Source organism: Pseudomonas sp. zfem005, assembly GCF_032621735.1.
GTDB classification, from domain to species: domain Bacteria; phylum Pseudomonadota; class Gammaproteobacteria; order Pseudomonadales; family Pseudomonadaceae; genus Metapseudomonas; species Metapseudomonas solani.
The window spans coordinates 689,264-714,341 of the sequence record NZ_JAVYJE010000001.1 but is presented as its reverse complement, the minus strand read 5'-3'; the positions used below and the strand labels follow the sequence as shown (position 1 = coordinate 714,341).

Below are 25,078 nucleotides of genomic sequence, written 5' to 3'. Positions count from 1 at the left end.
CAGGCGGGACCGGCCTCGTGGAAGTCGCCCTGGGCGGGCGGCTCGGGGTGGGCGACGGATCTAGCCGCGATGGCGCAGCATGTAGGTCGCCAGGGCCACGGCACCTACGGCGCCCGCCGCGACGCCAGCGGTGGCCAGCGGGTGCTCACGGCCATACTCGCGGGTGGCGGCACCGGCCTTGGCCGTACGCTCCCAGGCCTGGCCGGCCAGGTCACGGGAGCGGCTCAGGGTGCGCAGGGCGCCGTCCTGGATGGCACTGAGCGAGTGCTGCGACTCCGCTTCCACCACGTGCTTGATGCGCTCGATACCGCTGCGCAGTTGTTCGATTTCCTGCTCGATGCCCTGCAGGGTGGATTTCTTGCGCGAAGACATGAAGAAAGCCATGTCGTACCTCCTCTTTCGGGTTGGGGTACTAGGTCCGACCCACGTATCGCCGAGGAGTGCAGCTAATCTGAACTTATTCGTGGGATTCCGGGCCTGAGATGGCAAGTGGCCCATTTCCGAAAGCAAGGAGAACAACCATGTCTGATCATCACACCTACAAGAAGATCGAGATCGTCGGCTCCTCCCGCACCAGCATCGACGAAGCCATCAACAACGCCCTGGCCGAGGCGGCGAAGTCCATCCGCAACCTCGACTGGTTCGAGGTGGTGGAGACCCGGGGCCACATCGAGAACGGCAAGGTCGGCCACTACCAGGTCACCTTGAAGGTCGGATTCCGACTCAGCGATAGCTGAGCGTCTTACAGAAAAGGCCTGCCCCCTGGGCTAGGCTCACACAGGTTTGGCCATGTGGCGTCTAAACGAACAAGACCACAGGTGCCATCCGCTTGGGGACGTCTGGTCCCCTTGGCTCGCTCGAGCCTTTCTTTTCTACAACGAGGGAGCGTTACCGATGAAGAAACTGTTGTTGGCCGTTGGCCTGTTCACCCTTGCCGGTTCGGCTTTTGCCGCCGCCAAGCCCTGCGAAGAGCTGAAGTCCGAAATCGACGCGAAGATCAAGGCGAACGGAGCCACCTCCTACACCCTTGAGATCGTCGACAAGGGCAGCGCGACCGACAAGAAAGTGGTCGGCAGCTGCGAAGCGGGCAGTAAGGAAATCGTCTACCAGCGCAATTGATCGCGCGATGAGCAGTAAAGCCGGCGTTCGCGCCGGCTTTTTTATGGGCGCCCGGCGGGCCCCATGGCTTACCCGGAGGTGCCCTGGTTACCGAAAAGTGCCTTCTGGTGGCTGCCGCCGGGTAGGCCTACAGTAGCTCGCCTGTGTCTTACGGAAGGCGTGAGTCTTCCCCCGAGCAAGGTCCCTTCGCTATGTCAGCCCTTTCTTCCCTGCCCCTTTCCGTCCTCGACCTGGCCCCCATCCGCGACGATGGCGGCCCCGCCGAAGCGCTGCACAACTCCCTGGCCCTGGCGCGCCATGTGGAGCAACTCGGTTTCTCGCGCTTCTGGGTGGCCGAGCACCACAACATGGAAGGTATCGCCAGCTCCGCCACTTCGGTGCTGCTGGGTTACCTGGCGGCCAATACCTCGACGCTGCGCCTCGGCTCCGGCGGGATCATGCTGCCCAACCACGCGCCCCTGGTGGTGGCCGAGCAGTTCGGCACCCTCGCCACGCTCTACCCCGGGCGCATCGAGCTGGGCCTCGGCCGCGCGCCGGGCGCTGATCACCTGACCGCCCGTGCCCTGCGCCGCGAGCGTTCCGGCAGCGCCGACGATTTCCCCCAGGACGTGGAAGAGCTGGAGCTGCTGCTCGGCCCGCGCGTGGAAGGCCAGAAGGTCATCGCCATGCCGGGCATGGATACCCGGGTGCCGATCTGGCTGCTCGGCTCCAGCCTGTTCAGCGCCCAGCTGGCCGGGCAGAAGGGCTTGCCCTATGCCTTCGCCTCGCACTTCGCACCGCGCTACATGCACGAGGCGATACGCGTGTACCGCAACCACTTCCGCCCCTCGGCGGTGCTCGATGCGCCCTACGTGATGCTCGGCGTGCCCCTGGTGGCGGCGCCCACGGACGAAGAGGCGGACTTCCTCGCCACCACCGTCTACCAGCGGGTGCTGAGCCTGATGCGTGGCGAGAGCCTGGTGCTGCGCCCGCCGGTGGAGAGCATGGCCGGGCGCTGGTTGCCCCACGAGAAGGAGGCGGTCGGCAGCTTCCTGGCGATGGCCATGGTGGGCGGGCCGGAGAAGATCCGCGGCAAGCTGGAGGTTCTGCTGGAGCAGACCGGCGCCGACGAGCTGATCTTCACCTGCGACGTCTACCAGCACGAACACCGCCTGCGCGCCTTCGACATCCTCGCCGAGCTGCGCGGCTGAGTCAGATCGGCCCGCAGCCCAGGGTGTCGCCCCGCGCCACCACGTTGCGCTGGGCGTCGTACATCAGCACCTGCGGGCGCATGACGATGGGCCGGGCGTCGACGCGATAGCGCTCGCCGGCGACGAAGCCGTCGTAGCGGATGCGCACGTAGCAGGTGAGCTGGAAAGAACCGGAATCGCTGTTGAGGGTGCCGCCGCTGGAGACCTCGAACTGGTAGCGCATCTCCAGCTCGTGGCGGCCGGGGCTGACCTGGTAGTAGCGGCCGTCGGCGGTGCGCTTGCCGTCCAGGCGATCGGCCATGAAGCTGGTGCCCGGCTCGCCGCGCAGGTCGATCCAGGCCTGGGCCGGGTCGGGTTGGGGCAGCGGGCCGGCGCAGGCGGTCAGGCTGGCCAGCAGGAGCGCGGCAGGTAGCTTGCGCATGGCGGAATCCTCAGGAGGGCGTGGCCTTCAGGATAAACCCGCCGCCCGCTTTCAGACATCGCCGCAGCGACTTTCCCGGGCCCGCGCCACTTCGCGGTTGTCGTCGGTATAGAGCCGCGCCCAGGGGCGGAAGCCGATGCCGCCGGCCTTGAGCTCGTAGCGCTGGCCGGCGCTGAACTCCGGGTAGTCCAGCTTCAGCAGGCAGGTGCGGGTCATGGCTTCGCGCTGGGGGCCGATGTCGTGGCCGTCCACATCGAAGCTGAAGCGCACTTCCAGTTCATGGCTGCCGGGGGTCACCTGGAAGTAGCGGTCGTCCTCCAGGGGCTGGCGGTCGACGCTGGCCGCCTGCAGGGCGTGCTTTTCCGGCTGGTCGAGGTCGATCCAGGCCTGGTCGGGGTCGTGGCTCGGCATGATCAGCGAGCAGCCGCCGAGGTTGAGCAGCAGGACAGTGGGAAGCAGGCGACGCATGCGGCAACTCCTTATGGCGTGCGGTGGGCCCATGCGCTAGCTTCACGCCATGCCGGCCACCATTCTTCTAGCCTCTCTCGACCGCGTCCGCACCCTGGCGGTTCCGTTGCTGCTCGCCCTGGCGCTGAACGGTTGCTCCAGCCTGGACTACTACGGCCAGCTGGCCAGCGGGCAGCTGCAGTTGCTGCACGCCCGGGAGCCGGTGGCCCGGGTGCTCGCCGACCCCAGCCGCGACGCCACCTTGCGCCACCGCCTGGCGCTCTCGCAGCGGGCGCGGATTTTTGCCAGCGCCGAGCTGGTCCTGCCGGACAACGGCAGCTACCGCGTCTATGCGGATATCCACAGGCCCTTCGTGGTGTGGAATGTGTTCGCCACGCCGGAGCTGTCCCTGGCGCCCATCACCCACTGCTTCCCCATTGCCGGCTGCGTGGCCTATCGCGGCTATTACCAGCCGGGCCGCGCCCGTGGCGCTGCGGCGCTGATGCGCGAGGAGGGGCTGGATACCTGGATCGGCGGCGTCGAGGCCTATTCCACCCTGGGCTGGTTCGACGACCCCATCCTCAGCAGCATGGTGCGCTGGGACGAGGACCGACTGGCGGCGGTGATCTTCCACGAGCTGGCGCACCAGCAGCTGTACGTCGCCGACGACAGTGCCTTCAATGAGTCCTTCGCCAGCTTCGTCGAGCGCGAGGGCCTGCGCCAATGGCGCGCCAGCCAGGGCCTGCCGGCGGGTGGCGAGGAGGGCGTGCGCCAGCGCGAGCAGTTCACCGCACTGGTGCTGGCCAGCCGCGAGCGCCTGGAGAGGCTCTACGCCAGCGACCGCCCGGATGCCGAGAAGCGCGCAGCCAAGCAGGCCGAGTTCGAGCGCCTGCGCCGTGATTACCGCCAGCTGCGCGACAGCCAGTGGCAGGGTGTCGGCCGCTACGACGGCTGGATCGAGAGCCCGCTGAACAACGCCAAGTTGCTGCCCTTCGGCCTCTACGACCGCTGGGTGCCGGCCTTCGCCGAGCTGTACCGGCGCAGTGCCGGCTGGACCGATTTCTACGAGCGGGTGGCGGCGCTGGCCGCGCTCGAGCCCACGCAACGCCAGGCGGCTGTGGCCGCGTTGATGCCGGAGAACTCGCCGGTGGCCGCATCGGTCGAATGAACGTGGATTCGCCTGACAGAGGAGGTGTGCGATGAACAGATGGGGATTGGCCGTGCTGTTCGGCCTGCTGGGCAGCGCCGCCGTGGCGGCGCCCAAGCCGTGCGAGGAACTCAAGCAGGAAATCGAGGTGAAGATCCAGGCCGCCGGGGTGACCGCCTATACGCTGGAGATCGTGCCGGCCGCCGAGGTGGAAGACCCGAACATGGTGGTCGGCACCTGCGAGAACGGCACGAAGAAGATCGTCTACCAGCGCAACGGGACCTGAGCCCTGCGTTGAATCTCCCGGGCTGAAGCCCGGGCTACAGGCGCGGTATCTAGCGCGCGAAGGCCTGGTGCATATCCGCCAGGGTGGCGAAGTACCAGGCCGGGGCTTCCGCCATTAATTCCTCATGGCTGCCGAAGCCGTAGCCGACGCCAATGGCCAGCAGGCCATTCTCCCGGGCGCCGATCAGGTCGTGCTTGCGGTCGCCGATCATCAGCGTCTCCGCCGGGTCCAGCCCTTCCTCGTCCAGCAGGTGGCGGATCAGCTCCACCTTGTTGGTGCGGGTGCCGTCCAGCTCGCTGCCATAGATCACCTTGAAGTGCCTGGCGAAATCGAAGTGCCGGGCGATCTCGCGGGCGAACACCGCCGGCTTGCTGGTGGCGATGTACAGGGTGCGGCCCTGCTCGCCGAGCATCCCCAGCAGTTCGGCGACGCCGTCGAACACGCGGTTCTCGTAGAGGCCGGTGACCTTGAAGCGGTCGCGGTAGTGGTTCACCGCCTCCCAGGCGCGGGGCTCGTCGAAGGCGTAGGTCTGCATGAAGCACTGCAGCAGCGGCGGGCCGATGAAGTGCTCCAGGCGCGCCAGGTCCGGCTCGTGGATGTCCAGCTTGCCCAGGGCGTACTGGATCGAACGGGTGATGCCCTCGCGCGGGTCGGTGAGGGTGCCATCGAGGTCGAAGAGGATGTTCTGCTGGTGCATGGCGTCAGGGCTCTTTCTTGATCTTTTTCTGTTCGGATTCGATTTGCTGGATGCTGCGATCTGGCGTGGGGAGTGACTCGGGCATGGTGCCGCCCAAGTCCTCGATGGTCTGTCGGACCTTCCTGCCTACTTCATGGTGGATCTGATTGGCGTGCTGTTTGCCCTGTACGTCTTCCCTACGCAACTTGTCCTCGGTCTGAGTGGCGCGGAACAGGTTGGCGGCCAGTTCCGTGCTACCCATGTGGTCGAGAATCCTCTGGTTTTTCTTCAACTGCTTGCGGGTGTGGATGTCCCGTGCTGATAGGCCGCCGTAAAGGCCGCGGTACCCGTGGTCCTGGAATAGGGCGTAGTCCAGGCCGCTGGCGACGCCGGCATCCCTGGCCGCTGCGGCCAGGTGTTTGTTGTGTTGCGCCAGTTCGTTGCGTATCGCCAGGCGCTTTTCGTCTTCGTCCAGCTGGGCGAAGCGCTCGTCATCGGCCAGCTCCTGTCGGCGGGTCTGGATGGCGAAGTAGGTCTGGCCGTTGGCGATGACCGGTTTGCTCGGGTCGCCGTTTTGCACGATCAGGTAGCAGGCGTAGCGGGACAGACGGATATCAGGGACTTGGCGCTGCGCGCCGGAACCGATCGCAACCATTGTGAGGATGTCCTCAATATGGTCTTCGATCACATGGTCGCTGCGCAGGCAGGCTTCACGCGCACGCTCCACCACCGGGGTGAAGTGGCGGTACTGGGAGTAGCCCAGCACCTCGGCCAATTGCCTGGCCAGCCAGAACTCGTTTCCTTCCTCATCCGTCTGGCGGAGGCCTTCGAAGGTGGCGTGGTGCTGATCGGTGACGTTCCGGTTCATGGCGCTCTCCTTGCCTTTGAAAGGGTCAAGGCATCTTCACTCGCCGTATCCCTCGGCGATATGCAGGTCCTTCAGCTTCACGTAGTTGGCGGCGCTGTAAGTGAAGAAGGCCTTTTCCTTGTCGCTCAGCGGGCGAGCCTGTTTCACCGGGCTGCCGACATAGAGGTAGCCGCTTTCCAGGCGCTTGCCCGGTGGTACCAGGCTGCCGGCGCCGATCACCACGTCGTCTTCCACCACGACACCGTCCATGACGATGCTGCCCATGCCCACCAGGATGCGGTTGCCCAGGGTGCAGCCGTGCAGGGTCACCTTGTGTCCTATGGTCACATCGTCGCCGATGAGCAGGGGAAAGCCGTCCGGGTTGAAGGGACCGGCGTGGGTGATATGCAGGACACTGCCGTCCTGCACGCTGGTACGTGCCCCGATGCGGATACGGTGCATGTCGCCGCGAATCAGGGTGAAGGGCCAGACGGAGCTGTCATCGCCCAGTTCGACATCGCCGATGACCACGGCGGATCGGTCGACGAAAACCCGCTCGGCCAGCTGTGGAACGGTGCCCCGGTAGGTTCTTATCGCGCTCATAGAAAGTCCTGTGGCTGCGTTGTGCGCCGATTGTAATTAAGATGAACGCCATCGACCCGGGTTAAACCTCGTGGCGCGTCGGTTGTCCCACTCATCAGGTGCACCCGGCGTAGGACCGTCAAAAATCTGGCAATGTGGCTGGTCGTCTCTGGAAAAGGAGAGAGTCCATGACTACCTTGCGTTTCAGATCCTCTGCGAACAGAACCAAAGCCGCAGCGGCCACGGTAACCCGTGAATCCCTCGAATCCCAGGTCGCCGCCTATCTGCGGCGTGGGGGGCAGATCCAGAAGATCGCCCGGGGGGTGAGCGGGATGCCATTGAACGGTTCCTGGCACTTGTCCAGGCGCAGGAAATGATTCAGGAGGGGGCCTTGTGCCCCCTCTCTCTTTCCCGGTATCTACGCTCCATCAACCTTTCCAGACGCAACAGGTGAATGCCGTGAGCTCCAGCAATCCCCTCCTTCAGGACTTCGACCTGCCGCCCTACTCCGCCATCCGCCCGGAGCATGTAGAGCCCGCCATCGACACCATCCTCGCTGACAGCCGTGCCGCCATCGACGCGCTGCTCGCCCGCCAGGAAGGCACGCCCACCTGGCAAGGCCTGGTGCTGGCGCTGGACGAACTGGGCGAACGCCTGGGCCGCGCCTGGAGCCCCGTGAGCCACCTCAACGCCGTGTGCAACAGCGCCGAGCTGCGCAGCGCCTACGAGGCCTGCCTGCCGAAGCTGTCCGAATACTGGACCGAGCTGGGCCAGAACCGCGAACTGTTCCAGGCCTATGAGGCCCTGGCCAGCAGCCCCGAGGCCGCCGGCTTCGACGTGGCGCAGAAGACCATCCTCGAACACGCCCTGCGCGACTTCCGCCTGTCCGGCATCGACCTGCCGAGCGACAAGCAGCAGCGCTACGGCGAAATCCAGATGAAGCTCTCCGAGCTCACCAGCCGCTTCTCCAACCAGCTGCTGGACGCCACCCAGGCCTGGACCAAGCAGGTCAGCGACGAAGCCGCGCTGGATGGCCTCACCGAATCCGCCCGCGCCCAGATGAAGCAGGCGGCCCAGGCCAAGGGCCTGGACGGCTGGCTGATCAGCCTGGAATTCCCCAGCTATTACGCGGTGATGACCTACGCCAACGACCGCGCCCTGCGCGAAGAGGTCTACACCGCCTACTGCACCCGCGCCTCCGACCAGGGGCCCAATGCCGGCCAGAACGACAACGGCCCGGTGATGGAGCAGATCCTCGACCTGCGCCAGGAGCTGGCCGCCCTGCTCGGCTTCGGCAGCTACGCCGAACTGAGCCTGGCCACCAAGATGGCCGAGACCAGCGACCAGGTGCTGAGCTTCCTCCGCGACCTGGCCGTGCGCAGCAAACCCTTCGCCAAGCAGGACCTCGACGAGCTGCGCGCCTTCGCCGCCGAACAGGGCCTGGACGACCTGCAGAGCTGGGACACCGGCTACTACGCCGAGAAGTTGCGCGAGCAGCGCTACAGCATTTCCCAGGAAATCCTCCGCGCCTACTTCCCCATCGACAAGGTGCTCACCGGCCTCTTCGCCATCGTGCAGAAGCTCTACGGCATCGAGATCCGCGAGCTGTCGGGCTTCGACACCTGGCACCCGGACGTGCGCCTGTTCGAGATCCGCGAGAACGGCCAGCACGTCGGCCGTTTCTTCTTCGACCTCTACGCCCGTGCCAACAAGCGCGGTGGTGCCTGGATGGACGGTGCCCGCGACAAGCGCCGCACGTCCGCCGGCACGCTGGTGAGCCCGGTGGCCAACCTGGTGTGCAACTTCACCCCGGCCGTGGGCGACAAGCCCGCGCTGCTGACCCACGATGAAGTGACCACCCTGTTCCACGAATTCGGCCACGGCCTGCACCACCTGCTGACCCGCGTCGAGCACGCCGGTGCCTCCGGCATCAACGGCGTGGCCTGGGACGCGGTCGAGCTGCCCAGCCAGTTCATGGAGAACTGGTGCTGGGAGCCGGAAGGCCTGGCGCTGATCTCCGGCCACTACCAGAGCGGCGAGGCCCTGCCCCAGGACCTGCTGGACAAGATGCTCGCCGCGAAGAACTTCCAGTCCGGCCTGATGATGGTGCGCCAGCTGGAGTTCTCCCTGTTCGACTTCGAGCTGCACGCCACCCACGGCGATGGCCGCAGCGTGCTGGAGGTGCTCGAAGGCATCCGCGCCGAGGTCTCGGTGATGCGCCCGCCGGCCTTCAACCGCTTCGCCAACAGCTTCGCGCACATCTTCGCCGGCGGTTACGCGGCTGGTTACTACAGCTACAAGTGGGCCGAAGTGCTCTCCGCCGATGCCTTCTCCAAGTTCGAGGAAGAGGGCGTGTTCAACGCCGACACCGGCCGCGCCTTCCGCGAGGCCATCCTCGCCCGTGGCGGCTCCCAGGAGCCCATGGTGCTGTTCGTCGACTTCCGCGGCCGCGAACCCTCCATCGACGCCCTGCTGCGCCACCTCGGCCTGTCCGCGGAGGCCGCATGAGCGAAGGCCCCGTGAACGTCACCAAGAAACGCTTCATCGCCGGTGCCGTGTGCCCGGCGTGCAGCGAGCAGGACCGCATCCAGATGTGGGACGAGGACGGTGTACCGCACCGCCAGTGCGTGGCCTGCGGCTATGCCGACACCCTCAACGCCCAGGGCCAGTCGGTGCCCAAGGAGCTGGGGACGCGGGTCAACAAGGCTGTGCCCAAGCCGGCCGACCCCAAGGTCCAGGGCGTGCAGTTCTTCCCCAATCCCAAGCTGAAGAAACCCAGCGAATAGCGTCGAGGCCAAGGAGGGCGTCATGTGGCACCTGGTATGCGGTGACAACGCGGCGGAAGGCGTGGGTTTCGTCCTCGGTGAGGCCACGTCGCGCACCTTCCTGCGGGTGCTGCGCGATGACCTCGCCGTCGGCCCGCTGAGCGGCATCGAACAGCCGCCTTGCACCCGCCGCGCCGCCTTCTGGCGCGCGGTATGGCCGGTTGCGGTGCAGCCGGTGCCGGACTTCGAAAGCGGCCTGGGCGAAGACGCCCAATGGCTCGCCGGCCTGGCCGGGCAGAGTCATGCGGTCACCGTCTGGCATGGCGACAGCGCCTCCGAGCAACTGCTGCTGGCCCGCGTCGCGGCGGCCCTGGAGCACAGCGAGCTGCCCCTCTGGGAAGTGCCCTGCGGCAGCGGTGACAGCCGCGTGGCCAGCCGCTGCGCGGTGGCCATGCACGCGCCGGCCGAACTCGCCGAGCTGTACCTGCCCAAACTGGTGGGGCCGGAGCGTCGACAGCAGTTGGCGGCGCAATGGCGTGATGTGCTCAGCGAGGGCGCGGGCATCCGCCGCTGGCGCGACGGGGCCTTCCAGGGTGAAGACTTCAGCTTTATCGATGCCGACCTGCTGGAGCGCTGCACCCCTGAATGGCGCCCGCTGGGCCGGGTGATGGCCGATGTCATGGGCCATTGCGACGGCTTCTTCGCCACCGACTTCTTCCTCTTCTGGCGTGCTCGGGAACTGGCCGTCCAGGGCCGGGTCCAGATCGAGGGCGAACCCGGTGCCAATGGCTACGGCGGCCTGCAGGTGCGCCTGCCCGGTTGATTCCGGGCTGCACTCATTCCTTCGAGCCGGAGGCTTCATGCACGGACCCGACCCCCGCAACCCGCACCCCATGGCGGGCTTCCCGCAGGTCTGCTTCATCCGCAACACGGTGAACAACCCGCAGATCGAGATCGGCGAATACACCTATTACGACGACCCGGACGACTCGGAGAACTTCGAGCGCAACGTGCTCTATCTCTTCCCCTTCATCGGCGATCGCCTGGTGATCGGGCGCTTCTGCGCCATCGCGCGCGGGGTGAAGTTCATCATGAACGGCGCCAACCACAAGCTCTCCGGCTTCTCCACCTACCCCTTCCAGATCTTTGGCGGCGGCTGGGAGCGGCACATGCCGGAGCTGTCCGAGTTTCCCAACAAGGGCGACACCCTGATCGGCAACGACGTGTGGATCGGCTACGAGGCGCTGATCATGCCCGGGGTGAAGATCGGTGATGGCGCCATCATTTCCTCGCGCTCGGTGGTGACCCGCGACGTGGCGCCCTACGGCATCGTCGGCGGCAACCCGGCCGAACCGCTGAAGCGGCGCTTCCCCGATGAAGTGGTGGAACGCCTGCTCGCCCTGGCTTGGTGGGACTGGCCGGTGGAGAAGATCAGCCGGCACATGGCGGCGATCATGGCCGCCGATCTCGACGCCCTGGAGCGCTGCGCCCGGGAAGGCTGAGGCGAACTGCGTCACTTCCGCCGAGCGGGCACCTTGCCCCGGCGCGGGGCCGGGAGTAGTTTTCCCTGCTGTGCCCCGCTGCACAGGGAGCCGTCGCAGAGGGCGGCAATACAGCAAGGAGACCCCAGGTGCCCACCTTTACCCGCAACAAACTCCCGGTCGTCGGCAGCCTCGAACTGGTGGTCGGCAACGTGCTCAAGCTGAAGCTCAACGGCCTGGGGCCGGGCAAGAAGCACTACCGCATCAAGAGCGCCAACACCTGCCTGGAAGTGAAGCAGGACGCCAACGACCGCCAGAGCGAGCAGAGCATCACCATCAAGGCCCTGCGCGCCTGCCAGTCGGTGCGCGTCGAAGCCTTTTCCGCCGTCGATGACCTGCCCTCGGGCATCCACGTGGTCATCACCGTGCTGGAAGCGCTGACGCTGCCCGATGGCAAGACCGACGAAGGCTGCCTCGCGCGCCTGTTGCTGGCCGAGTCGGTGGTGCCGAAGAACGCGGGAGGCCTGGAGGAGGCGCTGTTCTCCATGCAGCTGATGCGCCAGGTGATCGAGAACCGCATGGCGTTCTCCGAACCGAAGCACTTCGGCAAGCCCGCCAACAAGACCATGACCGGCTTCATCACCGCCCGTGACCCGCTGCAGTTCGAGGGGTTCGGCAACTATCCGGCCATCGGCGCCAAGGAAGGCAAGATCGACAGCTACCTGCGGTTGGCCAACGATGGCAGCGACCTGCGTTTCTCCTTCGTCCGCCAGCATGTGCAGAACGCGCTGGACGTGGCGGCGGGCAAGAGCGTCGCCAAGCCCTACAAGCCGCCGGTCTATGGCTGGATGACCGAAGGCAGCGACCCGGGCGGCTACTTCATCAAGGCGGTCGACAAGGGTGGCCAGACCTTCTTCAGCCTCACCCAGGCCTTTATCGACAACCCCAACAACCCGGGTAAACCGAAGAAATGAACAGCTCACGCCTGGCCGGACTCTTCTCCGGCGCCCTGCTTTTCGTCACCCTCGGTGCCTGCGCGGCCGAGTCCTTCGGCCCGTCGATCTACACCGGCCAGGTGGCGCGTTTCGACATCGCCGAGGACAAGGCCTTCGCCGACCCCGAGCAGGACATGCGCTACCTGCTGGTGCAGGCCAAGCGCAACGACAGCGCCAACCACTTCTGCGTGGTCGGCTACCAGTGGCCGGATGGCAAGCGCAAGGCGGCGGTGCACTGGCAGGAAGGCCAGCGCATCGTCCTCTGGACCGGCAAATCCGGCGTGAGCGATGAATTCAAGTACGCCGACTCCATGGCCATGGCCAACAGCGTGGACCTGAAGGACGGCCTGGTGGACACCGACGAGCAGCGCTTCGGCAGCAGCTTCCTGCAACTGCGCTCCTCGGCCGAAGGCACCCTCGCCGACTGCAAGGCCCACGGCCACCAATACCTGATCGAGCCCTTTACCCCGCCGAGCGAGTCCGACGAGGACGAGTAGGGCTTTCCGACGAAAACCGGCTGGCGTAGGACGCTGTAAGAATATACTGTTCATGCATACAGTATTTTCCGGAGCGCCTCGCCATGTCCGTCACCCTCCCGCCCCGTGGCCGGGGAACCGGCAGCAACCCGTTCAACCGTTTCGCCCCGACCCTCTCGGTGGCCGAGGACGACGGCTGGTACCAGGAGGTGCCGCCGACCCGCGCCACCGAAGTGCGCATCGAGACGGCCAAGAGCATCATCGCCCGCAACCAGTCACCCGACCTGCCCTTCGACCGCTCGATAAACCCCTATCGCGGCTGTGAACACGGCTGCATCTACTGCTATGCGCGGCCCAGCCACGCCTATTGGGACATGTCCCCGGGCATCGATTTCGAAACCCGGCTGATCGCCAAGACCAACGCTGCCGCCCTGCTGGAGCAACAGCTGAGCAAGCCCGGCTACCAGTGCGCGCCCATCGCCCTGGGCGCCAACACCGACCCCTACCAGCCCATCGAACGCGAGCATCGCCTGACCCGGCAGATACTCGAAGTGCTGCTGCGCTACCGCCACCCGCTGACCATCGTCACCAAGGGCTCGCTGGTGCTGCGTGACCTCGACCTGCTGAGCCAGCTGGCCGAACAGCGCCTGGTCAAGGTGATGATCAGCCTCACCACCCTCGACGACGCGCTCAAGCGCGTGCTCGAGCCCCGCGCCGCCGCGCCCTCCGCGCGCCTGCGGGCGATCCGCGTGCTGCGTGAAAACCGTATTCCGGTGGGCGTGCTCTGCTCGCCGATGATCCCGATGATCAACGACAGTGAGCTGGAAAGCCTGCTGGAGGCCGCCCGCGACGCCGGTGCGCGCAGCGCCTCCTACATGCTGGTACGCCTGCCCCGGGAGGTGGCGCCGCTGTTCGAGGAGTGGCTGCAGGCCCACTACCCGCAACGGGCTGCCCATGTGATGAGCATCATCCGCCAGTGCCGCGGCGGCGAGGTCTACGACAGCCGCTTCGGCAAGCGCTTCAGCGGTGAAGGCGCCTTCGCCCAGCTGCTGGCCCAGCGCTTCGCCGTCGCCATGCGCCGCCTGGGCCTGGAGAAACGTGGCGACGTGGCGCTGGACTGCTCGCGCTTCTGTCCGCCTGGTGGGCAGATGGCGTTGCTGTGAGCGAAAGGATGGGCGGAAGGGCTTTTGCGGGGCCGAAGTGTGACCGGAACACGCCGAACGGTGTCCTGTAGGGGGTCGGATAAATCCGACCATATCGGTAAAGTAATCCCACTTTCCCCTACAGAGTCCCAAGGCGAACGAGGTCGGCATGAGCGACGAGCACGATACCCCGCAAACCCAGGAAAGCGCTGAAGAAGCGCTGCGCAACATCGTCGAAGGTTTCCAGCGTTTCCGCGACCAGGTCTACCCGGAGCAGGAAGAGCTGTTCAAGCGCCTGGCCCATGAGCAGAAACCCCGCGCCATGTTCATCACCTGCGCCGACTCGCGAATCGTCCCGGAACTGATCACCCAGAGCTCCCCCGGCGACCTGTTCGTCACCCGCAACGTCGGCAACGTGGTACCGCCCTACGGGCAGATGAACGGTGGCGTTTCCACCGCCATCGAGTTCGCCGTCATGGCCCTCGGCGTGCACCACATCATCATCTGCGGCCACTCCGACTGCGGCGCCATGAAGGCGGTGCTCAACCCCGAGCAGCTGGAGCGCATGCCCACCGTCAAGGCCTGGCTGCGCCATGCCGAAGTGGCCCGCACCGTGGTCGCCGAGAACTGCGGCTGCGCCAACCACGAAACCCTCGGCGTGCTCACCGAGGAGAACGTGGTGGCCCAGCTCGACCACCTGCGCACCCACCCCTCGGTGGCGGCGCGCCTGGCCAGCGGCCAGCTGTTCATCCATGGCTGGGTCTACGACATCGAGACTGCCGCCATCCGCGCCTACGACGCCGAGAGCGGTCGCTTCCGCACCATCGGTGATGGCCCGCTGCCGATGGCCACGCCCCGCGCCCGCTACCTGTGAGCCCCGGCGCCCCGGCTGCGGCCGGGGCGCCGTCCGTTCCCTTCCTTCCTCTCGTGGCTGCGCTTTCGCTGCGTCGAACTTCTGCACGGTCGTCCCATCACCAGTCCGGGCTGGCAGACTGCTATCGGCCATTCGTCTGTAATGCTCATTCCAGAGCGGTTTCTTCAGTTTGAGTTAAGTCTGCGCGCCTAAGGTTTTTCTCCATCCCGACCGCCCGGTCGGGTTGCAATCTGCCATCAAGCGGCAGGTCACGAGGGCCATCGGCCCGCTCGGAACGCAAACAGGAGAAACCATGAACCAGGACATCCGCAGCATCCCGCCCGCCCCCTCCGACGACATCGACGCCCAGGCCGCCTTCGACACCCTGATGCAGGGCTGCCGGCGTTTTCGCGAGGAGACCTTCCCCCGGCAACGCGCCCTCTTCCAGCAGCTGGCGCAGCGCCAGTCGCCGCGGGCCATGTTCATCACCTGCGCCGACTCGCGGGTGGCCCCGGAGCTGATCACCCACAGCGCGCCGGGCGATCTCTTCGTCACCCGCAACGTCGGCAACCTGGTGCCGCCCTACGGCCAGATGAACGGTGGCGTCTCCACTGCCATCGAGTACGCGGTCATGGCCCTGGGCGTGCAGCACCTCATCGTCTGCGGCCACTCCGACTGCGGCGCCATGAAGGCGGTGCTGGCCCCGGAATCCCTGAACGGCATGCCCACCGTCAGCGCCTGGCTGCGCCACGCCGAGGTGGCCCGCAGCCTGGTGGAACGCAACTGCGATTGCGTGGGCCACGATGCCCTCGGCGTGCTCACCGAGGAGAACGTGGTGGCCCAGCTCGACCACCTGCGCACCCACCCGGCGGTGGCCGCGCGCCTGGCCGCCGGCCAGCTGTTCATCCACGGCTGGGTCTACGACATCGAGACCGCCGCCATCCGCGCCTACGACGCCGAGGCCGGCCGCTTCCGGCCGCTGGAGCAAGGCCGCGCCGCCATGGCGACACCGCGCCCGCGCTACCTGGCGTCCTGACGCCCCCTTCCCATACGCCGTGGCGGCCGAGACCGCCGCGCGTCCCCCTTTCGTGCCGCAGGAGATCGCGACATGCGCCTTGCTTCCCTTCAATCCACGCTACCCCGGGACCTGCTGGCCTCGGTGGTGGTTTTCCTCGTCGCCCTGCCACTGTGCATGGGCATCGCCATCGCCTCCGGTATGCCGCCGGCCAAGGGCCTGATCACCGGCATCGTCGGCGGTCTGGTGGTCGGCTGGCTGGCGGGCTCGCCGTTGCAGGTCAGCGGGCCGGCGGCGGGCCTCGCCGTGCTGGTCTTCGAGCTGGTGCGCGAGCACGGCATGGCCATGCTCGGGCCGATCCTGGTGCTGGCCGGGCTGTTGCAGCTGTGCGCAGGCCGCCTGCGCCTGGGCTGCTGGTTCCGGGTCACAGCGCCGGCGGTGGTCTACGGCATGCTCGCCGGCATCGGCGCGCTCATCGTAATGTCGCAGGTGCATGTGATGTTCGATGCCAAGCCCCACGCCTCAGGCCTGGAGAACCTCCTGGCGTTCCCCGCGACCCTGGTGGGCGCCCTCGCCCAGGTGGGGCCGGGCGGTGGCCTGGCAGCCGCGGCGCTGGGCCTGGGCACCATCGCCTGCATGTGGGGCTGGGAGCGCTGGCGCCCGCAGTCGCTGCGTTTCCTGCCCGGCGCGCTGATCGGTGTCAGCCTGGCGACCCTGGCCAGCCTCGCCCTGGCGCTCGATGTGCAGCGGGTGACGGTGCCGGCCACCCTGGGCGAAGCCATCGACTGGCTGCGCCCGGCCGACCTGCTCGGCCTGGCCGACCCGCAGATCCTCCTGGCGGCGCTGGTGGTGGCCTTCGTCGCCAGTGCCGAGACGCTGCTTTCCGCCGCCGCCGTGGACCGCATGCACGCAGGGCCGCGCTCCGACCTGGACCGCGAGCTGTCGGCCCAGGGCGTGGGCAACCTGCTGTGTGGCGTGCTCGGCGCGCTGCCCATGACCGGGGTGATAGTGCGCAGCTCGGCCAACGTCCAGGCCGGCGCCCGCACGCGTTTGTCCGCCGTGCTGCACGGTGCCTGGCTGCTGGCTTTCGTGGCGCTGTTGCCGGCGGTGCTGCAGAGCATCCCGGTGGCCGCTCTGGCCGGCGTGCTGGTGTTCACCGGCTTCAAGCTGGTGGATGCCAAGGCCATGCGCAGCCTCTCGCGCTACGGTCGCGCACCCTTGCTAATCTATGCCGCCACGGCACTGGGCATCGTCGCCTTCGACCTGCTCAGCGGCGTGCTCATCGGCTTCGCCCTGACCCTGGCCAAGCTGGCCTGGAAGGCGTCGCGCCTGAAGGTCGCCCTGGTGCAGGGTGCTCCCGGCGAGGCCGAGCTGCGCCTGGCCGGCGCCGCTACCTTCCTGCGGGTGCCGCAGCTGGCGCGGGTTCTGGAGGGGGTGGAGCCGGGCACGCGGCTGCAGGTGCCGCTGGATAACCTCAGCTACATCGACCATGCCTGCATGGAGCTGCTGGAGGATTGGGGGCGCGCCGCGCAGCGCCAGGGTGGGGCCCTGCAGATCGAGCCCCGTGCCCTGAACCGGCGCCTGGAGGGACGGCTGCTCAGCCTGCGCGGCCGCGCCGTCTGAAGATCAGCTGGCGGCGCGTTGTGCCTGGTCCAGCTGCAGTTCGACGCCGAGCTGGCGTGAGAGGCAGGGCCAGCGCTTCCACGCCGCTTCCACCTTTGGGTCGTGCAGCCTGTCGCGGTAGTGCTGCACCGAGGCGCGCTCGAACACCGCCTCGTCGAGCATGCCATCCACCGCATGGTGCACGGCTTCGTCCAGCTGGTTGGCGAAGGGTTCGCCGATCAGCTGGTGGGCGATGAGGTTGGCCACGGTGGTGTCCAGCGGGATCAGCGGCTCACCCAGGTGGGCGATGTAGCGGTCGTTCACTTCCTCCACCAGGCGGTGGGCGAGGTAGGCCTCGTCGAGCAGGCCGTCCAGGCCCTCGTGGCCTTCCACCATGCTCGGCGGCTGCAGGAAGAACTGCTCGGCCACCTTCAGTACCGGCTTCACCTGGGCCTCGATGCCGGCCTCGCGGGCGACATTGGCGGCGGCGTCGAGCACGTCCGGCACCTGTTCGATATAGGCGCTGACGAAGCGCGCCAGCACGCCCTGGGCGTCGTCGTCGGGCAGGCGGATGGCGGGGTGGAGGCGGTCCAGCTGGGTGGAGAGGATGCGCGCCAGGTGCCCGCTCCGGGCTTCCTGTTCGTGGGCTCGCTGGATGAGTTCGCGCAGGGCGAGGGTATTCATGACTGCTCCTGGATAGGACATGGATCGAAGGGAGGGGAAGACACAACTTAGCTCGCCCCGGCGGCCAGCTAAGACCCGATTGTCATAATGCCGCAATGCTTATGCATGGTCGCGATAACGGCCACCGCGCATTCCCGCCAACCCCGCGCCAGCCGTGGCGTTTAGGACAAGGCTTGCGGCCCTTGCGCCAATTTTCCCGTCGCGTTGCCAGCTTCAAGTCGGTGTCTATACTCCGACTCGAAAGGCGATACCTGATGACACCCGACTGTGCACCACGTGCTGAAGGTCGGCCGTTAAAGTCAGCCGTATTAACGACCGCTCCCTTAGCCGCTGGCCCAGCCGGCGGGATAACAAGAACGATAAGGGGAACCCGCAATGATGCGACATCCACGAGTCTGGATGGGACTCCTGCTGTGGTCGATTTTCAGCCAGGCGCAGGCCGCCTGGACCGTCAACATGGCACCTGGTGCCACCGAGGTCAGCCGTACCGTTTTCGATCTGCACATGACGATCTTCTGGATCTGCGTCGTGATCGGCGTGATCGTGTTCGGCGCCATGTTCTGGTCGATGATCATCCACCGTCGCTCCACCGGCCAGGAGCCGGCGCATTTCCACGAGAGCACCACGGTGGAGATCCTCTGGACGGTCGTGCCCTTCGTCATCCTGGTGCTGATGGCGATACCTGCCACCAAGACCCTGATCGACATCTACGACAGTTCCGAATCCGAGCTGGATATCCAGGTCACCGGCTACCAGTGGAAGTGGAACTACAAGTACCTGGGCCAGGACGTCGAATTCTTCAGCAACCTCGCCACCCCCGCCGAGCAGATCCACAACAAGGCGGAGAAGGACGAGCACTACCTGCTGGAGGTGGACGAGCCGCTGGTGATCCCGGTGGGCACCAAGGTGCGCTTCCTGATCACCGCCGCCGACGTCATCCACTCCTGGTGGGTACCGGCGCTGGCGGTCAAGCGTGATGCCATCCCCGGCTTCGTCAACGAAGCCTGGACGCGCATCGACAAGCCCGGCATCTACCGCGGCCAGTGCGCCGAGCTGTGCGGCAAGGACCACGGCTTCATGCCCATCGTGGTCGAGGCCAAGTCCAAGGAGGACTTCGCCAAGTGGCTCGCCGGTCGCAAGGAAGAGGTGGCCAAGCTCAAGGAGCTGACCGACAAGGAGTGGACGCTCGAAGAGCTCACCGCCCGTGGCGACAAGGTCTACCACACCACCTGCGCCGCCTGTCACCAGGCCGAGGGCCAGGGCATGCCGCCCATGTTCCCGGCGCTCAAGGGCTCGAAGATCGCCACCGGGCCGAAGGAAGACCACCTCAGCATCGTCTTCCACGGCAAGCCCGGCACCGCGATGGCCGCCTTCGGCAAGCAGCTGTCGGAAGTCGATATCGCCGCCGTCATCACCTACGAACGCAACGCCTGGGGCAATGCCAAGGGCGACATGGTGACGCCGAAAGAAGTGCTTGCGCTCAAGCAAGCCGAGGAGAAATGACATGAGTGCAGTGATCGACCACGATCATGCCGGGCATGATCACCACCACGGCCCGGCCAAGGGCCTGATGCGCTGGGTGCTCACCACCAACCACAAGGACATCGGCACCATGTACCTGTGGTTCGCGTTCGCCATGTTCCTCCTCGGGGGTTCCATGGCGATGGTGATCCGCGCCGAGCTGTTCCAGCCCGGGCTGCAGATCGTCGAACCGGCCTTCTTCAACCAGATGACCACCATGCACGGCCTGATCATGGTCTTCGGCGCGGTGATGCCGGCCTTCGTCGGCCTGGCCAACTGGATGATCCCGCTGATGGTCGGCGCGCCGGACATGGCCCTGCCGCGCATGAACAACTTCAGCTTCTGGCTGCTGCCGGCCGCCTTCGGCCTGCTCATCAGCACCCTGTTCACCGCCGGTGGCGGGCCCAACTTCGGCTGGACCTTCTACGCGCCGCTGTCCACCACCTACGCGCCGGAGAGCGTCACCTACTTCATCTTCGCCATCCACCTGATGGGCATCAGCTCGATCATGGGCGCGATCAACGTGATCGCCACCATCCTCAACCTGCGCGCCCCGGGCATGACCCTGATGAAGATGCCGCTGTTCGTCTGGACCTGGCTGATCACCGCCTTCCTGCTCATCGCGGTGATGCCGGTGCTGGCGGGCTGCGTGACCATGATGCTGATGGACATCCACTTCGGCACCAGCTTCTTCAGCGCGGCCGGCGGCGGCGACCCGGTGCTGTTCCAGCACGTGTTCTGGTTCTTCGGCCACCCCGAGGTGTACATCATGATCCTGCCCGCCTTCGGCGCGGTCAGCTCGATCATCCCGGCCTTCGCGCGCAAGCCGCTGTTCGGCTACACCTCGATGGTCTACGCCACGGCCTCCATCGCCTTCCTTTCCTTCATCGTCTGGGCGCACCACATGTTCGTGGTCGGCATCCCGCTGACGGGCGAGCTGTTCTTCATGTACGCCACCATGCTGATCGCCGTGCCCACCGGGGTGAAGGTGTTCAACTGGGCCAGCACCATGTGGCAGGGCTCGATGACCTTCGAGACACCGATGCTGTTCGCGGTGGCCTTCGTCATCCTCTTCACCATCGGCGGCTTCTCCGGGCTGATGCTTGCCATCGCCCCGGCGGACTTCCAGTACCACGACACCTACTTCGTGGTGGCCCACTTCCACTACGTGCTGGTGCCCGGCGCCATCTTCGGCATCTTCGCCTCGGCCTATTACTGGCTGCCGAAGTGGACCGGCCACATGTACGACGAGACCCTCGGCAAGCTGCATTTCTGGATGAGCTTCATCGGCATGAACATGGCGTTCTTCCCCATGCACTTCGTGGGGCTGGCCGGCATGCCGCGACGCATCCCGGACTACAACCTGCAGTTCGCCGACTTCAACATGATCTCCTCCATCGGCGCCTTCACCTTCGGTGCCACCCAGCTGCTCTTCCTGTTCATCGTCATCAAGTGCATCCGTGGCGGCAAACCCGCACCGGCCAAGCCCTGGGACGGTGCCGAAGGGCTGGAGTGGACCGTGCCCTCGCCGGCGCCGTACCACACCTTCAGCACCCCGCCGGAGGTGAAGTGAGATGAGCGGGGAACTGAACAATCGCCGCCTGATTCCACGCCTGCTGGTGCTGGTGGTGGCGATGTTCGGCTTCGGTTTCGCCCTGGTGCCGATCTACGACGTGATGTGCGTGGCCTTCGGCATCAACGGCAAGACCAATGCCTCCGCCTACGAAGGCAGCCAGGCGCTGGACGAGCAACGCCAGGTGCGGGTGCAGTTCCTCGCCACCAACTCGGCGGACATGACCTGGGAATTCCGCTCCAAGGCGGACGACCTGGTGGTGCACCCGGGGGCCAGCAACGAGATGCTGTTCATCGCCCACAACACGACGGACAAGCCCATGACCGCCCAGGCGGTGCCGAGCATCTCGCCGTCCAAGGCTGCCGCGTACTTCCACAAGACCGAATGCTTCTGCTTCACCCAGCAGGTCCTGCAACCGGGCGAGCGCATCGAAATGCCGGTGCGCTTCATCGTCGACCGCGACCTGCCGCCCGACGTGCACCACCTGACACTCGCTTACACGCTGTTCGATATCACGGCCCGCAAGCCCCCGGTCGCCAAGACCGGCAGCTGACGCGCCGACAAGGAGAACAACAACGATGGCAAGTCACGAGCAGTATTACGTTCCCGCCCAGAGCAAATGGCCGATCATCGCCACCATCGGCATGCTCGTCACCGTCTACGGCCTGGGCACCTGGTTCAACGACCTCAAGGCCGCCCGCCCGGATTCCAACGGCCCGCTGATCTTCTTCGTCGGCGCCCTGTGCCTGGCGTACATGCTGTTCGGCTGGTTCGGCGCGGTGATCAAGGAAAGCCGCGGCGGGCTCTACAGCCCGCAGATGGACCGTTCGTTCCGCTGGGGCATGAGCTGGTTCATCTTCTCCGAGGTGATGTTCTTCGCCGCCTTCTTCGGCGCGCTGTTCTACGTGCGCACCTGGGCCGGCCCCTGGCTCGGCGGCGAGGGCGACAAGGGCGTGGCCAACATGCTCTGGCCCAACTTCCAATACACCTGGCCGCTGCTCAACACCCCCGACCCGAAACTCTTCCCCGGGCCCAAGGAGGTGATCGACCCCTGGCACCTGCCATTGATCAACACCCTCCTGCTGGTGTCTTCCAGCTTCACCGTGACCTTCGCCCACCACGCGCTGAAGAAGGCCAACCGCAAGCTGCTGAAGATCTGGCTGGCGCTGACCATCCTCCTGGGCGTGGCCTTCCTCGCCCTGCAGGCCGAGGAATACATCCACGCCTACACCGAACTGGGCCTGACCCTCGGCTCGGGCATCTACGGCGCCACCTTCTTCATGCTCACCGGCTTCCACGGCGCCCACGTGACCATGGGCACGCTGATTCTCACGGTGATGCTGGTGCGCATCCTGCGCGGGCACTTCGACGCCGACCACCACTTCGGCTTCGAAGCCGCCAGCTGGTACTGGCACTTCGTCGACGTGGTCTGGGTGGGGCTGTTCATCTTTGTGTATGTGCTTTGAAAAAGCAGCTGGAAGCCGGAAGCGGGAAGCTCGAAGCAGTTCTTCTTCCAGCTTCTGGCTTCAAGCTTCCAGCTCTGGTTACCAGGTCGTATGCGACACCAGCTGGCCGCTGTAGAAGCCCCAGGCGACGAGGCCGAGGGTGAGGGCGGCAAGGACGACACGGACGGTGAGGGCGTTGACCACGCGTGAGTCGCGGCCCTCGTCCTTGACCAGGAAGAACAGGCCGCTGAACAGGCTGACCACGGTGGCCAGCAGCATGAAAACGATAAGCGCCTTGAGCATGGGCGAATCCGGGGCAAGGGGGACGTTGTGCAGTATAGCCAGAGCTTTCCAGGCTCCAGGCCACGTCGGTTGAGGGCCTTCCGCCCCGGCCTCGTGCCTACCCTCGTGGTGCTGGCGCTGCTGCCCCTGCTGATCGGCCTGGGCGTCTGGCAGCTGTCCCGCGCGGAGGAGAAGCGCCAGCTGCTGGCCGGCTACGAAGCGCGTCGCAGCGCCGAACCCATCGCCATCACCGAGCTCGAACGCCTGCCCGACCCGGCCTATGTGCGGGTGCGCCTGCAGGGCAGTTTCGATGACCAGCACAGCCTGCTGCTGGACAGCCGCATCCGCGCCGGCAAGCCTGGCGTCGAATTGCTGCAACCCTTCTACGACCAGGCCAGCGGGCTCTGGCTGCTGGTCAACCGGGGCTGGCTGCCCTGGCCGGACCGGCGCACCCCGCCGCAATTCGACACCCCGCACCAGCCCCTGGCCCTCGACGCCTGGGTCTATGTGCCGCCCGGCGCCGCCTTCGAGCTCAAGCACGTGGAAAGCGCCGAGTGGCCGCAACTGATCAACCAGGTCGAGCCACGTGCCCTGTGGCAGAAGCTCGGCCGTGGCGGCCTGCCTTTCGAGCTGCGCATCGAGCCCGGCCTCGCCGCCTATGAAGCCGACTGGCCGGTGGTGGCCATGGGGCCGGAAAAACACCTCGGTTACGCAGTGCAGTGGTTCGCCATGGCGGCGGCCCTCTGCGCACTCTTCACCTATTTCGGTTTTCGCCAAGCACGGGAGTTAACGGATGAATCCAGCCCTCGCTCTGCCTGATACGCCGCCGCGCCGTACGCGCGGGCGCCTGCAGCTGCTGCTGATCCTCGCGGTGGTACTCGGCCCCATGGTGCTGGCCTCGGCCATGTACAAGCTGCGCTTCTGGGTGCCGGAGGGGCGCAGCTACCACGGCGCGCTGATCGGCAACGGCCAGACCCGCGCCGACCTCGGCGTGCAGGGCGCCGGGGAGCCTGCGCTGTGGCAGCTGCTGGTCACTGCCCCCCAGGCTTGCGAGGCCGACTGCCAGCAACTGGTCTACGTCGCCCGGCAGATCCACATCGGCCTGGGCCGCGAGGCCGAGCGCGGCAGCCACGCCTTCGCCGCCGCGCAGCCGCTGTCGGCGGACTACCAGCAGACCCTGGAGCGCGAATACCCGCGCCTGCAACGCTACACGCTGGACCCGGCGGCCTATGGCAAGGCGGTGGAAAGCGACGTCACCGGCCCGCAGCTGTGGATAGTCGACCCCCACGGCAACCTGGTGCTGCGCTACGACGCGAAGATCAAGGGCAAGCAGATCCTCAACGACCTGCGGCACCTCATGAAGCTCTCGAATATAGGTTAGGGGCAGCGGCAAGCTGCAAGTGGCAAGCCGCAAGTTAGAAGCGGCAAATCATAAGAGCGAGCTGTAGCTGAGAACGGAGTTCTCCCATGCCAAGATCGTCCCGTCCCGGTTTCTACCTCGCGGTGCTGGCCACCGCGCTGGCTGTGGTGGTGGTGCTGCTGGGCGCCTACACCCGGTTGACCCATGCCGGCCTCGGTTGCCCCGATTGGCCGGGGTGCTATGGCTTTATCAGCGTGCCCAAGACCGAAGCCCAGCTGGCCCACGCCGAGGTGCATTTCCCCGAGGCGCCGGTGGAGGCCGACAAGGGCTGGAACGAGATGATCCACCGCTACTTCGCCGGCACCCTGGGCCTGGCCATCCTCGGCCTTGCCGTGCATGCCCTGGTGCGGCGCGGGCGTGATGGGCAGCCGCACAAGCTGCCGTTGCTGCTGCTCGGCGTGGTCATCGCCCAGGCCGCGTTCGGCATGTGGACGGTGACCCTCAAGCTCTGGCCCCAGGTGGTCACCGCGCACCTGCTCGGCGGCTTCACCACCCTGGCGCTGCTGTTCCTGCTCAGCTTGCGCCTGTCCGGCGCCTTCGCCCCGTTGCAGCTGCCCGCGCGGCTGCGCTACCTGGCGACCCTCGGGTTGCTGCTGGTGATCGGCCAGGTCGCCCTCGGCGGCTGGGTCAGCTCCAACTACGCGGCGGTGGCCTGTGTCGATCTGCCGACCTGCCACGGCCAGTGGTGGCCGGAGATGGACTTCGCCAACGGCTTCCACCTCAGCCAGCACATCGGCCCCAACTACCTGGGCGGGCAGCTGGACAGCGACGCCCGCACCGCCATCCACATGACCCACCGCCTCGGCGCCCTGGTGGTGACCCTCACCCTGCTGGTGCTCGCCTGGCGCCTGCGTGCCGCCGGCCTCGGCCGCCTCTCTGTGCTGGTGCTCGGCGCCCTGGCGCTGCAGGTGGGGCTGGGCATCAGCAACGTGATCTTCCACCTGCCGCTGCCCGTGGCAGTGGCCCACAACGGCGGCGGTGCGATGCTGCTGTTGACCCTGGTGCTGGTGAATTACCGCGTGCGTGCGCCGGCCCTGGCCGCCGCCCCCGCGACCACGGCTCTCCGGCTGCACGCCGGCAAGCCTGCCTGAACACAAGAAGAAGGAGAG

Annotated in this window: 31 protein-coding genes; 23 read left to right on the top strand and 8 right to left on the bottom strand. The window is 66.5% G+C overall.

Translation table 11 applies throughout. The annotated features are described in order from the left end of the window. Positions 1-60 precede the first annotated feature (60 nt). On the bottom strand, positions 61-384 hold the full coding sequence (locus RTW82_RS03350; protein WP_052351281.1) for a hypothetical protein: 324 nt from the start codon (positions 382-384) through the stop codon (positions 61-63). A 137-nt stretch (positions 385-521) separates the two neighbouring features. Between RTW82_RS03350 and RTW82_RS03345 the strand changes: the two genes are divergently transcribed. The 3 genes from RTW82_RS03345 to RTW82_RS03335 all read left to right on the top strand — a co-directional run bounded on the left by RTW82_RS03345 (position 522) and on the right by RTW82_RS03335 (position 2,309). Beyond that, positions 522-737 (top strand): dodecin, encoded by a 216-nt coding sequence (locus RTW82_RS03345; RefSeq protein WP_043241890.1) that lies wholly within the window; start codon positions 522-524, stop codon positions 735-737. 157 nt (positions 738-894) lie between these two features. Continuing rightward, positions 895-1,119 (top strand): DUF1161 domain-containing protein, encoded by a 225-nt coding sequence (locus RTW82_RS03340; RefSeq protein WP_021219903.1) that lies wholly within the window; start codon positions 895-897, stop codon positions 1,117-1,119. Between the two features lie 191 nt (positions 1,120-1,310). Further along, entirely contained in the window at positions 1,311-2,309 is a 999-nt protein-coding gene (locus RTW82_RS03335) for an LLM class flavin-dependent oxidoreductase (RefSeq protein WP_316924235.1), read from the top strand. A gap of 1 nt (position 2,310) precedes the next feature. Here the strand turns inward: RTW82_RS03335 and RTW82_RS03330 are convergent, their stop codons facing one another. Together RTW82_RS03330 and RTW82_RS03325 are read right to left on the bottom strand one after the other, a co-directional pair. Then, positions 2,311-2,730 (bottom strand): hypothetical protein, encoded by a 420-nt coding sequence (locus RTW82_RS03330; protein ID WP_316924234.1) that lies wholly within the window; start codon positions 2,728-2,730, stop codon positions 2,311-2,313. Positions 2,731-2,781: 51 nt separating this feature from the next. Further along, complete coding sequence (locus RTW82_RS03325; protein WP_316924233.1) at positions 2,782-3,198, bottom strand: hypothetical protein; 417 nt, start codon at positions 3,196-3,198, stop codon at positions 2,782-2,784. A gap of 49 nt (positions 3,199-3,247) precedes the next feature. On the opposite strand from RTW82_RS03325, the gene RTW82_RS03320 reads away from it, so the two are divergent. Continuing rightward, positions 3,248-4,345 (top strand): aminopeptidase, encoded by a 1,098-nt coding sequence (locus tag RTW82_RS03320; protein ID WP_316924232.1) that lies wholly within the window; start codon positions 3,248-3,250, stop codon positions 4,343-4,345. A gap of 31 nt (positions 4,346-4,376) precedes the next feature. Then, positions 4,377-4,610, top strand: coding sequence for a DUF1161 domain-containing protein (locus RTW82_RS03315; protein ID WP_316924231.1), 234 nt, complete (start codon positions 4,377-4,379; stop codon positions 4,608-4,610). A gap of 49 nt (positions 4,611-4,659) precedes the next feature. Here the strand turns inward: RTW82_RS03315 and RTW82_RS03310 are convergent, their stop codons facing one another. Genes RTW82_RS03310 through RTW82_RS03300 form a run of 3 tightly spaced genes read right to left on the bottom strand, consistent with a single transcriptional unit; the run spans position 4,660 to position 6,736 of the window. Then, a complete protein-coding gene (locus RTW82_RS03310) occupies positions 4,660-5,307 on the bottom strand; it encodes an HAD family hydrolase (RefSeq protein WP_316924230.1) in 648 nt (215 codons plus the stop codon). Between the two features lie 4 nt (positions 5,308-5,311). Beyond that, positions 5,312-6,154: a DNA damage-inducible protein D gene (gene dinD, locus RTW82_RS03305; RefSeq protein WP_316924229.1), complete on the bottom strand. Its 843-nt coding sequence runs from the start codon at positions 6,152-6,154 to the stop codon at positions 5,312-5,314. Positions 6,155-6,190: 36 nt separating this feature from the next. Further along, complete coding sequence (locus RTW82_RS03300; protein ID WP_316924228.1) at positions 6,191-6,736, bottom strand: gamma carbonic anhydrase family protein; 546 nt, start codon at positions 6,734-6,736, stop codon at positions 6,191-6,193. A gap of 167 nt (positions 6,737-6,903) precedes the next feature. Between RTW82_RS03300 and RTW82_RS31605 the strand changes: the two genes are divergently transcribed. From RTW82_RS31605 to RTW82_RS03250, 11 genes are all read left to right on the top strand, one after another. Continuing rightward, a complete protein-coding gene (locus RTW82_RS31605; RefSeq protein ID WP_374979461.1) occupies positions 6,904-7,092 on the top strand; it encodes a hypothetical protein in 189 nt (62 codons plus the stop codon). 82 nt (positions 7,093-7,174) lie between these two features. Continuing rightward, the gene (gene prlC / locus RTW82_RS03295; RefSeq protein WP_316924227.1) at positions 7,175-9,223 is read left to right on the top strand and encodes an oligopeptidase A; all 2,049 of its coding nucleotides are present in this window, start codon (positions 7,175-7,177) and stop codon (positions 9,221-9,223) included. Next, the gene (locus RTW82_RS03290; RefSeq protein ID WP_021219893.1) at positions 9,220-9,501 is read left to right on the top strand and encodes a YheV family putative zinc ribbon protein; all 282 of its coding nucleotides are present in this window, start codon (positions 9,220-9,222) and stop codon (positions 9,499-9,501) included. Before prlC ends, RTW82_RS03290 begins: the two co-directional genes overlap by 4 nt. 22 nt (positions 9,502-9,523) lie before the next feature. Then, complete coding sequence (locus tag RTW82_RS03285; protein WP_316924226.1) at positions 9,524-10,303, top strand: DUF3658 domain-containing protein; 780 nt, start codon at positions 9,524-9,526, stop codon at positions 10,301-10,303. A gap of 37 nt (positions 10,304-10,340) precedes the next feature. Then, positions 10,341-10,982: a Vat family streptogramin A O-acetyltransferase gene (locus tag RTW82_RS03280; RefSeq protein WP_316924225.1), complete on the top strand. Its 642-nt coding sequence runs from the start codon at positions 10,341-10,343 to the stop codon at positions 10,980-10,982. Between the two features lie 128 nt (positions 10,983-11,110). Continuing rightward, a complete protein-coding gene (locus tag RTW82_RS03275; RefSeq protein WP_021219889.1) occupies positions 11,111-11,935 on the top strand; it encodes a hypothetical protein in 825 nt (274 codons plus the stop codon). Then, positions 11,932-12,453 (top strand): hypothetical protein, encoded by a 522-nt coding sequence (locus RTW82_RS03270; protein ID WP_271659536.1) that lies wholly within the window; start codon positions 11,932-11,934, stop codon positions 12,451-12,453. Before RTW82_RS03275 ends, RTW82_RS03270 begins: the two co-directional genes overlap by 4 nt. A gap of 83 nt (positions 12,454-12,536) precedes the next feature. Beyond that, the gene (locus tag RTW82_RS03265) at positions 12,537-13,595 is read left to right on the top strand and encodes a PA0069 family radical SAM protein (protein ID WP_316924224.1); all 1,059 of its coding nucleotides are present in this window, start codon (positions 12,537-12,539) and stop codon (positions 13,593-13,595) included. Positions 13,596-13,743: 148 nt separating this feature from the next. Further along, a complete protein-coding gene (locus tag RTW82_RS03260; RefSeq protein ID WP_021219886.1) occupies positions 13,744-14,448 on the top strand; it encodes a carbonic anhydrase in 705 nt (234 codons plus the stop codon). A 367-nt stretch (positions 14,449-14,815) separates the two neighbouring features. Continuing rightward, positions 14,816-15,463 carry a carbonic anhydrase gene (locus RTW82_RS03255; RefSeq protein WP_374981977.1) on the top strand — a complete coding sequence of 216 codons (648 nt, stop codon included), beginning with the start codon at positions 14,816-14,818 and terminating at the stop codon, positions 15,461-15,463. A 72-nt stretch (positions 15,464-15,535) separates the two neighbouring features. Continuing rightward, a complete protein-coding gene (locus RTW82_RS03250; RefSeq protein WP_316924223.1) occupies positions 15,536-17,065 on the top strand; it encodes a SulP family inorganic anion transporter in 1,530 nt (509 codons plus the stop codon). Between the two features lie 3 nt (positions 17,066-17,068). Here RTW82_RS03250 and RTW82_RS03245 read toward each other — a convergent pair whose 3' ends face one another. Then, complete coding sequence (locus RTW82_RS03245) at positions 17,069-17,728, bottom strand: hypothetical protein (protein WP_316924222.1); 660 nt, start codon at positions 17,726-17,728, stop codon at positions 17,069-17,071. Between the two features lie 375 nt (positions 17,729-18,103). Between RTW82_RS03245 and coxB the strand changes: the two genes are divergently transcribed. Genes coxB through RTW82_RS03225 form a run of 4 tightly spaced genes read left to right on the top strand, consistent with a single transcriptional unit; the run spans position 18,104 to position 22,288 of the window. Further along, entirely contained in the window at positions 18,104-19,231 is a 1,128-nt protein-coding gene (gene coxB, locus RTW82_RS03240; protein WP_316924221.1) for a cytochrome c oxidase subunit II, read from the top strand. Position 19,232: 1 nt separating this feature from the next. Next, on the top strand, positions 19,233-20,822 hold the full coding sequence (ctaD, locus tag RTW82_RS03235; protein ID WP_021219881.1) for a cytochrome c oxidase subunit I: 1,590 nt from the start codon (positions 19,233-19,235) through the stop codon (positions 20,820-20,822). A 1-nt stretch (position 20,823) separates the two neighbouring features. Then, positions 20,824-21,375, top strand: a complete 552-nt coding sequence (locus RTW82_RS03230; RefSeq protein ID WP_184488204.1) for a cytochrome c oxidase assembly protein — start codon at positions 20,824-20,826, stop codon at positions 21,373-21,375. A 25-nt stretch (positions 21,376-21,400) separates the two neighbouring features. Then, positions 21,401-22,288, top strand: coding sequence for a cytochrome c oxidase subunit 3 (locus tag RTW82_RS03225; RefSeq protein WP_043241918.1), 888 nt, complete (start codon positions 21,401-21,403; stop codon positions 22,286-22,288). A 78-nt stretch (positions 22,289-22,366) separates the two neighbouring features. Here the strand turns inward: RTW82_RS03225 and RTW82_RS03220 are convergent, their stop codons facing one another. Next, complete coding sequence (locus tag RTW82_RS03220) at positions 22,367-22,570, bottom strand: twin transmembrane helix small protein (protein WP_316924220.1); 204 nt, start codon at positions 22,568-22,570, stop codon at positions 22,367-22,369. A gap of 69 nt (positions 22,571-22,639) precedes the next feature. Between RTW82_RS03220 and RTW82_RS03215 the strand changes: the two genes are divergently transcribed. The 3 genes from RTW82_RS03215 (at position 22,640) to RTW82_RS03205 (ending at position 25,060) form a co-directional block, all read left to right on the top strand. Beyond that, entirely contained in the window at positions 22,640-23,368 is a 729-nt protein-coding gene (locus RTW82_RS03215) for an SURF1 family protein (protein ID WP_263400252.1), read from the top strand. Further along, on the top strand, positions 23,343-23,930 hold the full coding sequence (locus RTW82_RS03210) for a hypothetical protein (protein WP_021219876.1): 588 nt from the start codon (positions 23,343-23,345) through the stop codon (positions 23,928-23,930). Before RTW82_RS03215 ends, RTW82_RS03210 begins: the two co-directional genes overlap by 26 nt. 86 nt (positions 23,931-24,016) lie before the next feature. After that, positions 24,017-25,060, top strand: coding sequence for a COX15/CtaA family protein (locus RTW82_RS03205; RefSeq protein WP_316924219.1), 1,044 nt, complete (start codon positions 24,017-24,019; stop codon positions 25,058-25,060). Positions 25,061-25,078: the final 18 nt, after the last annotated feature.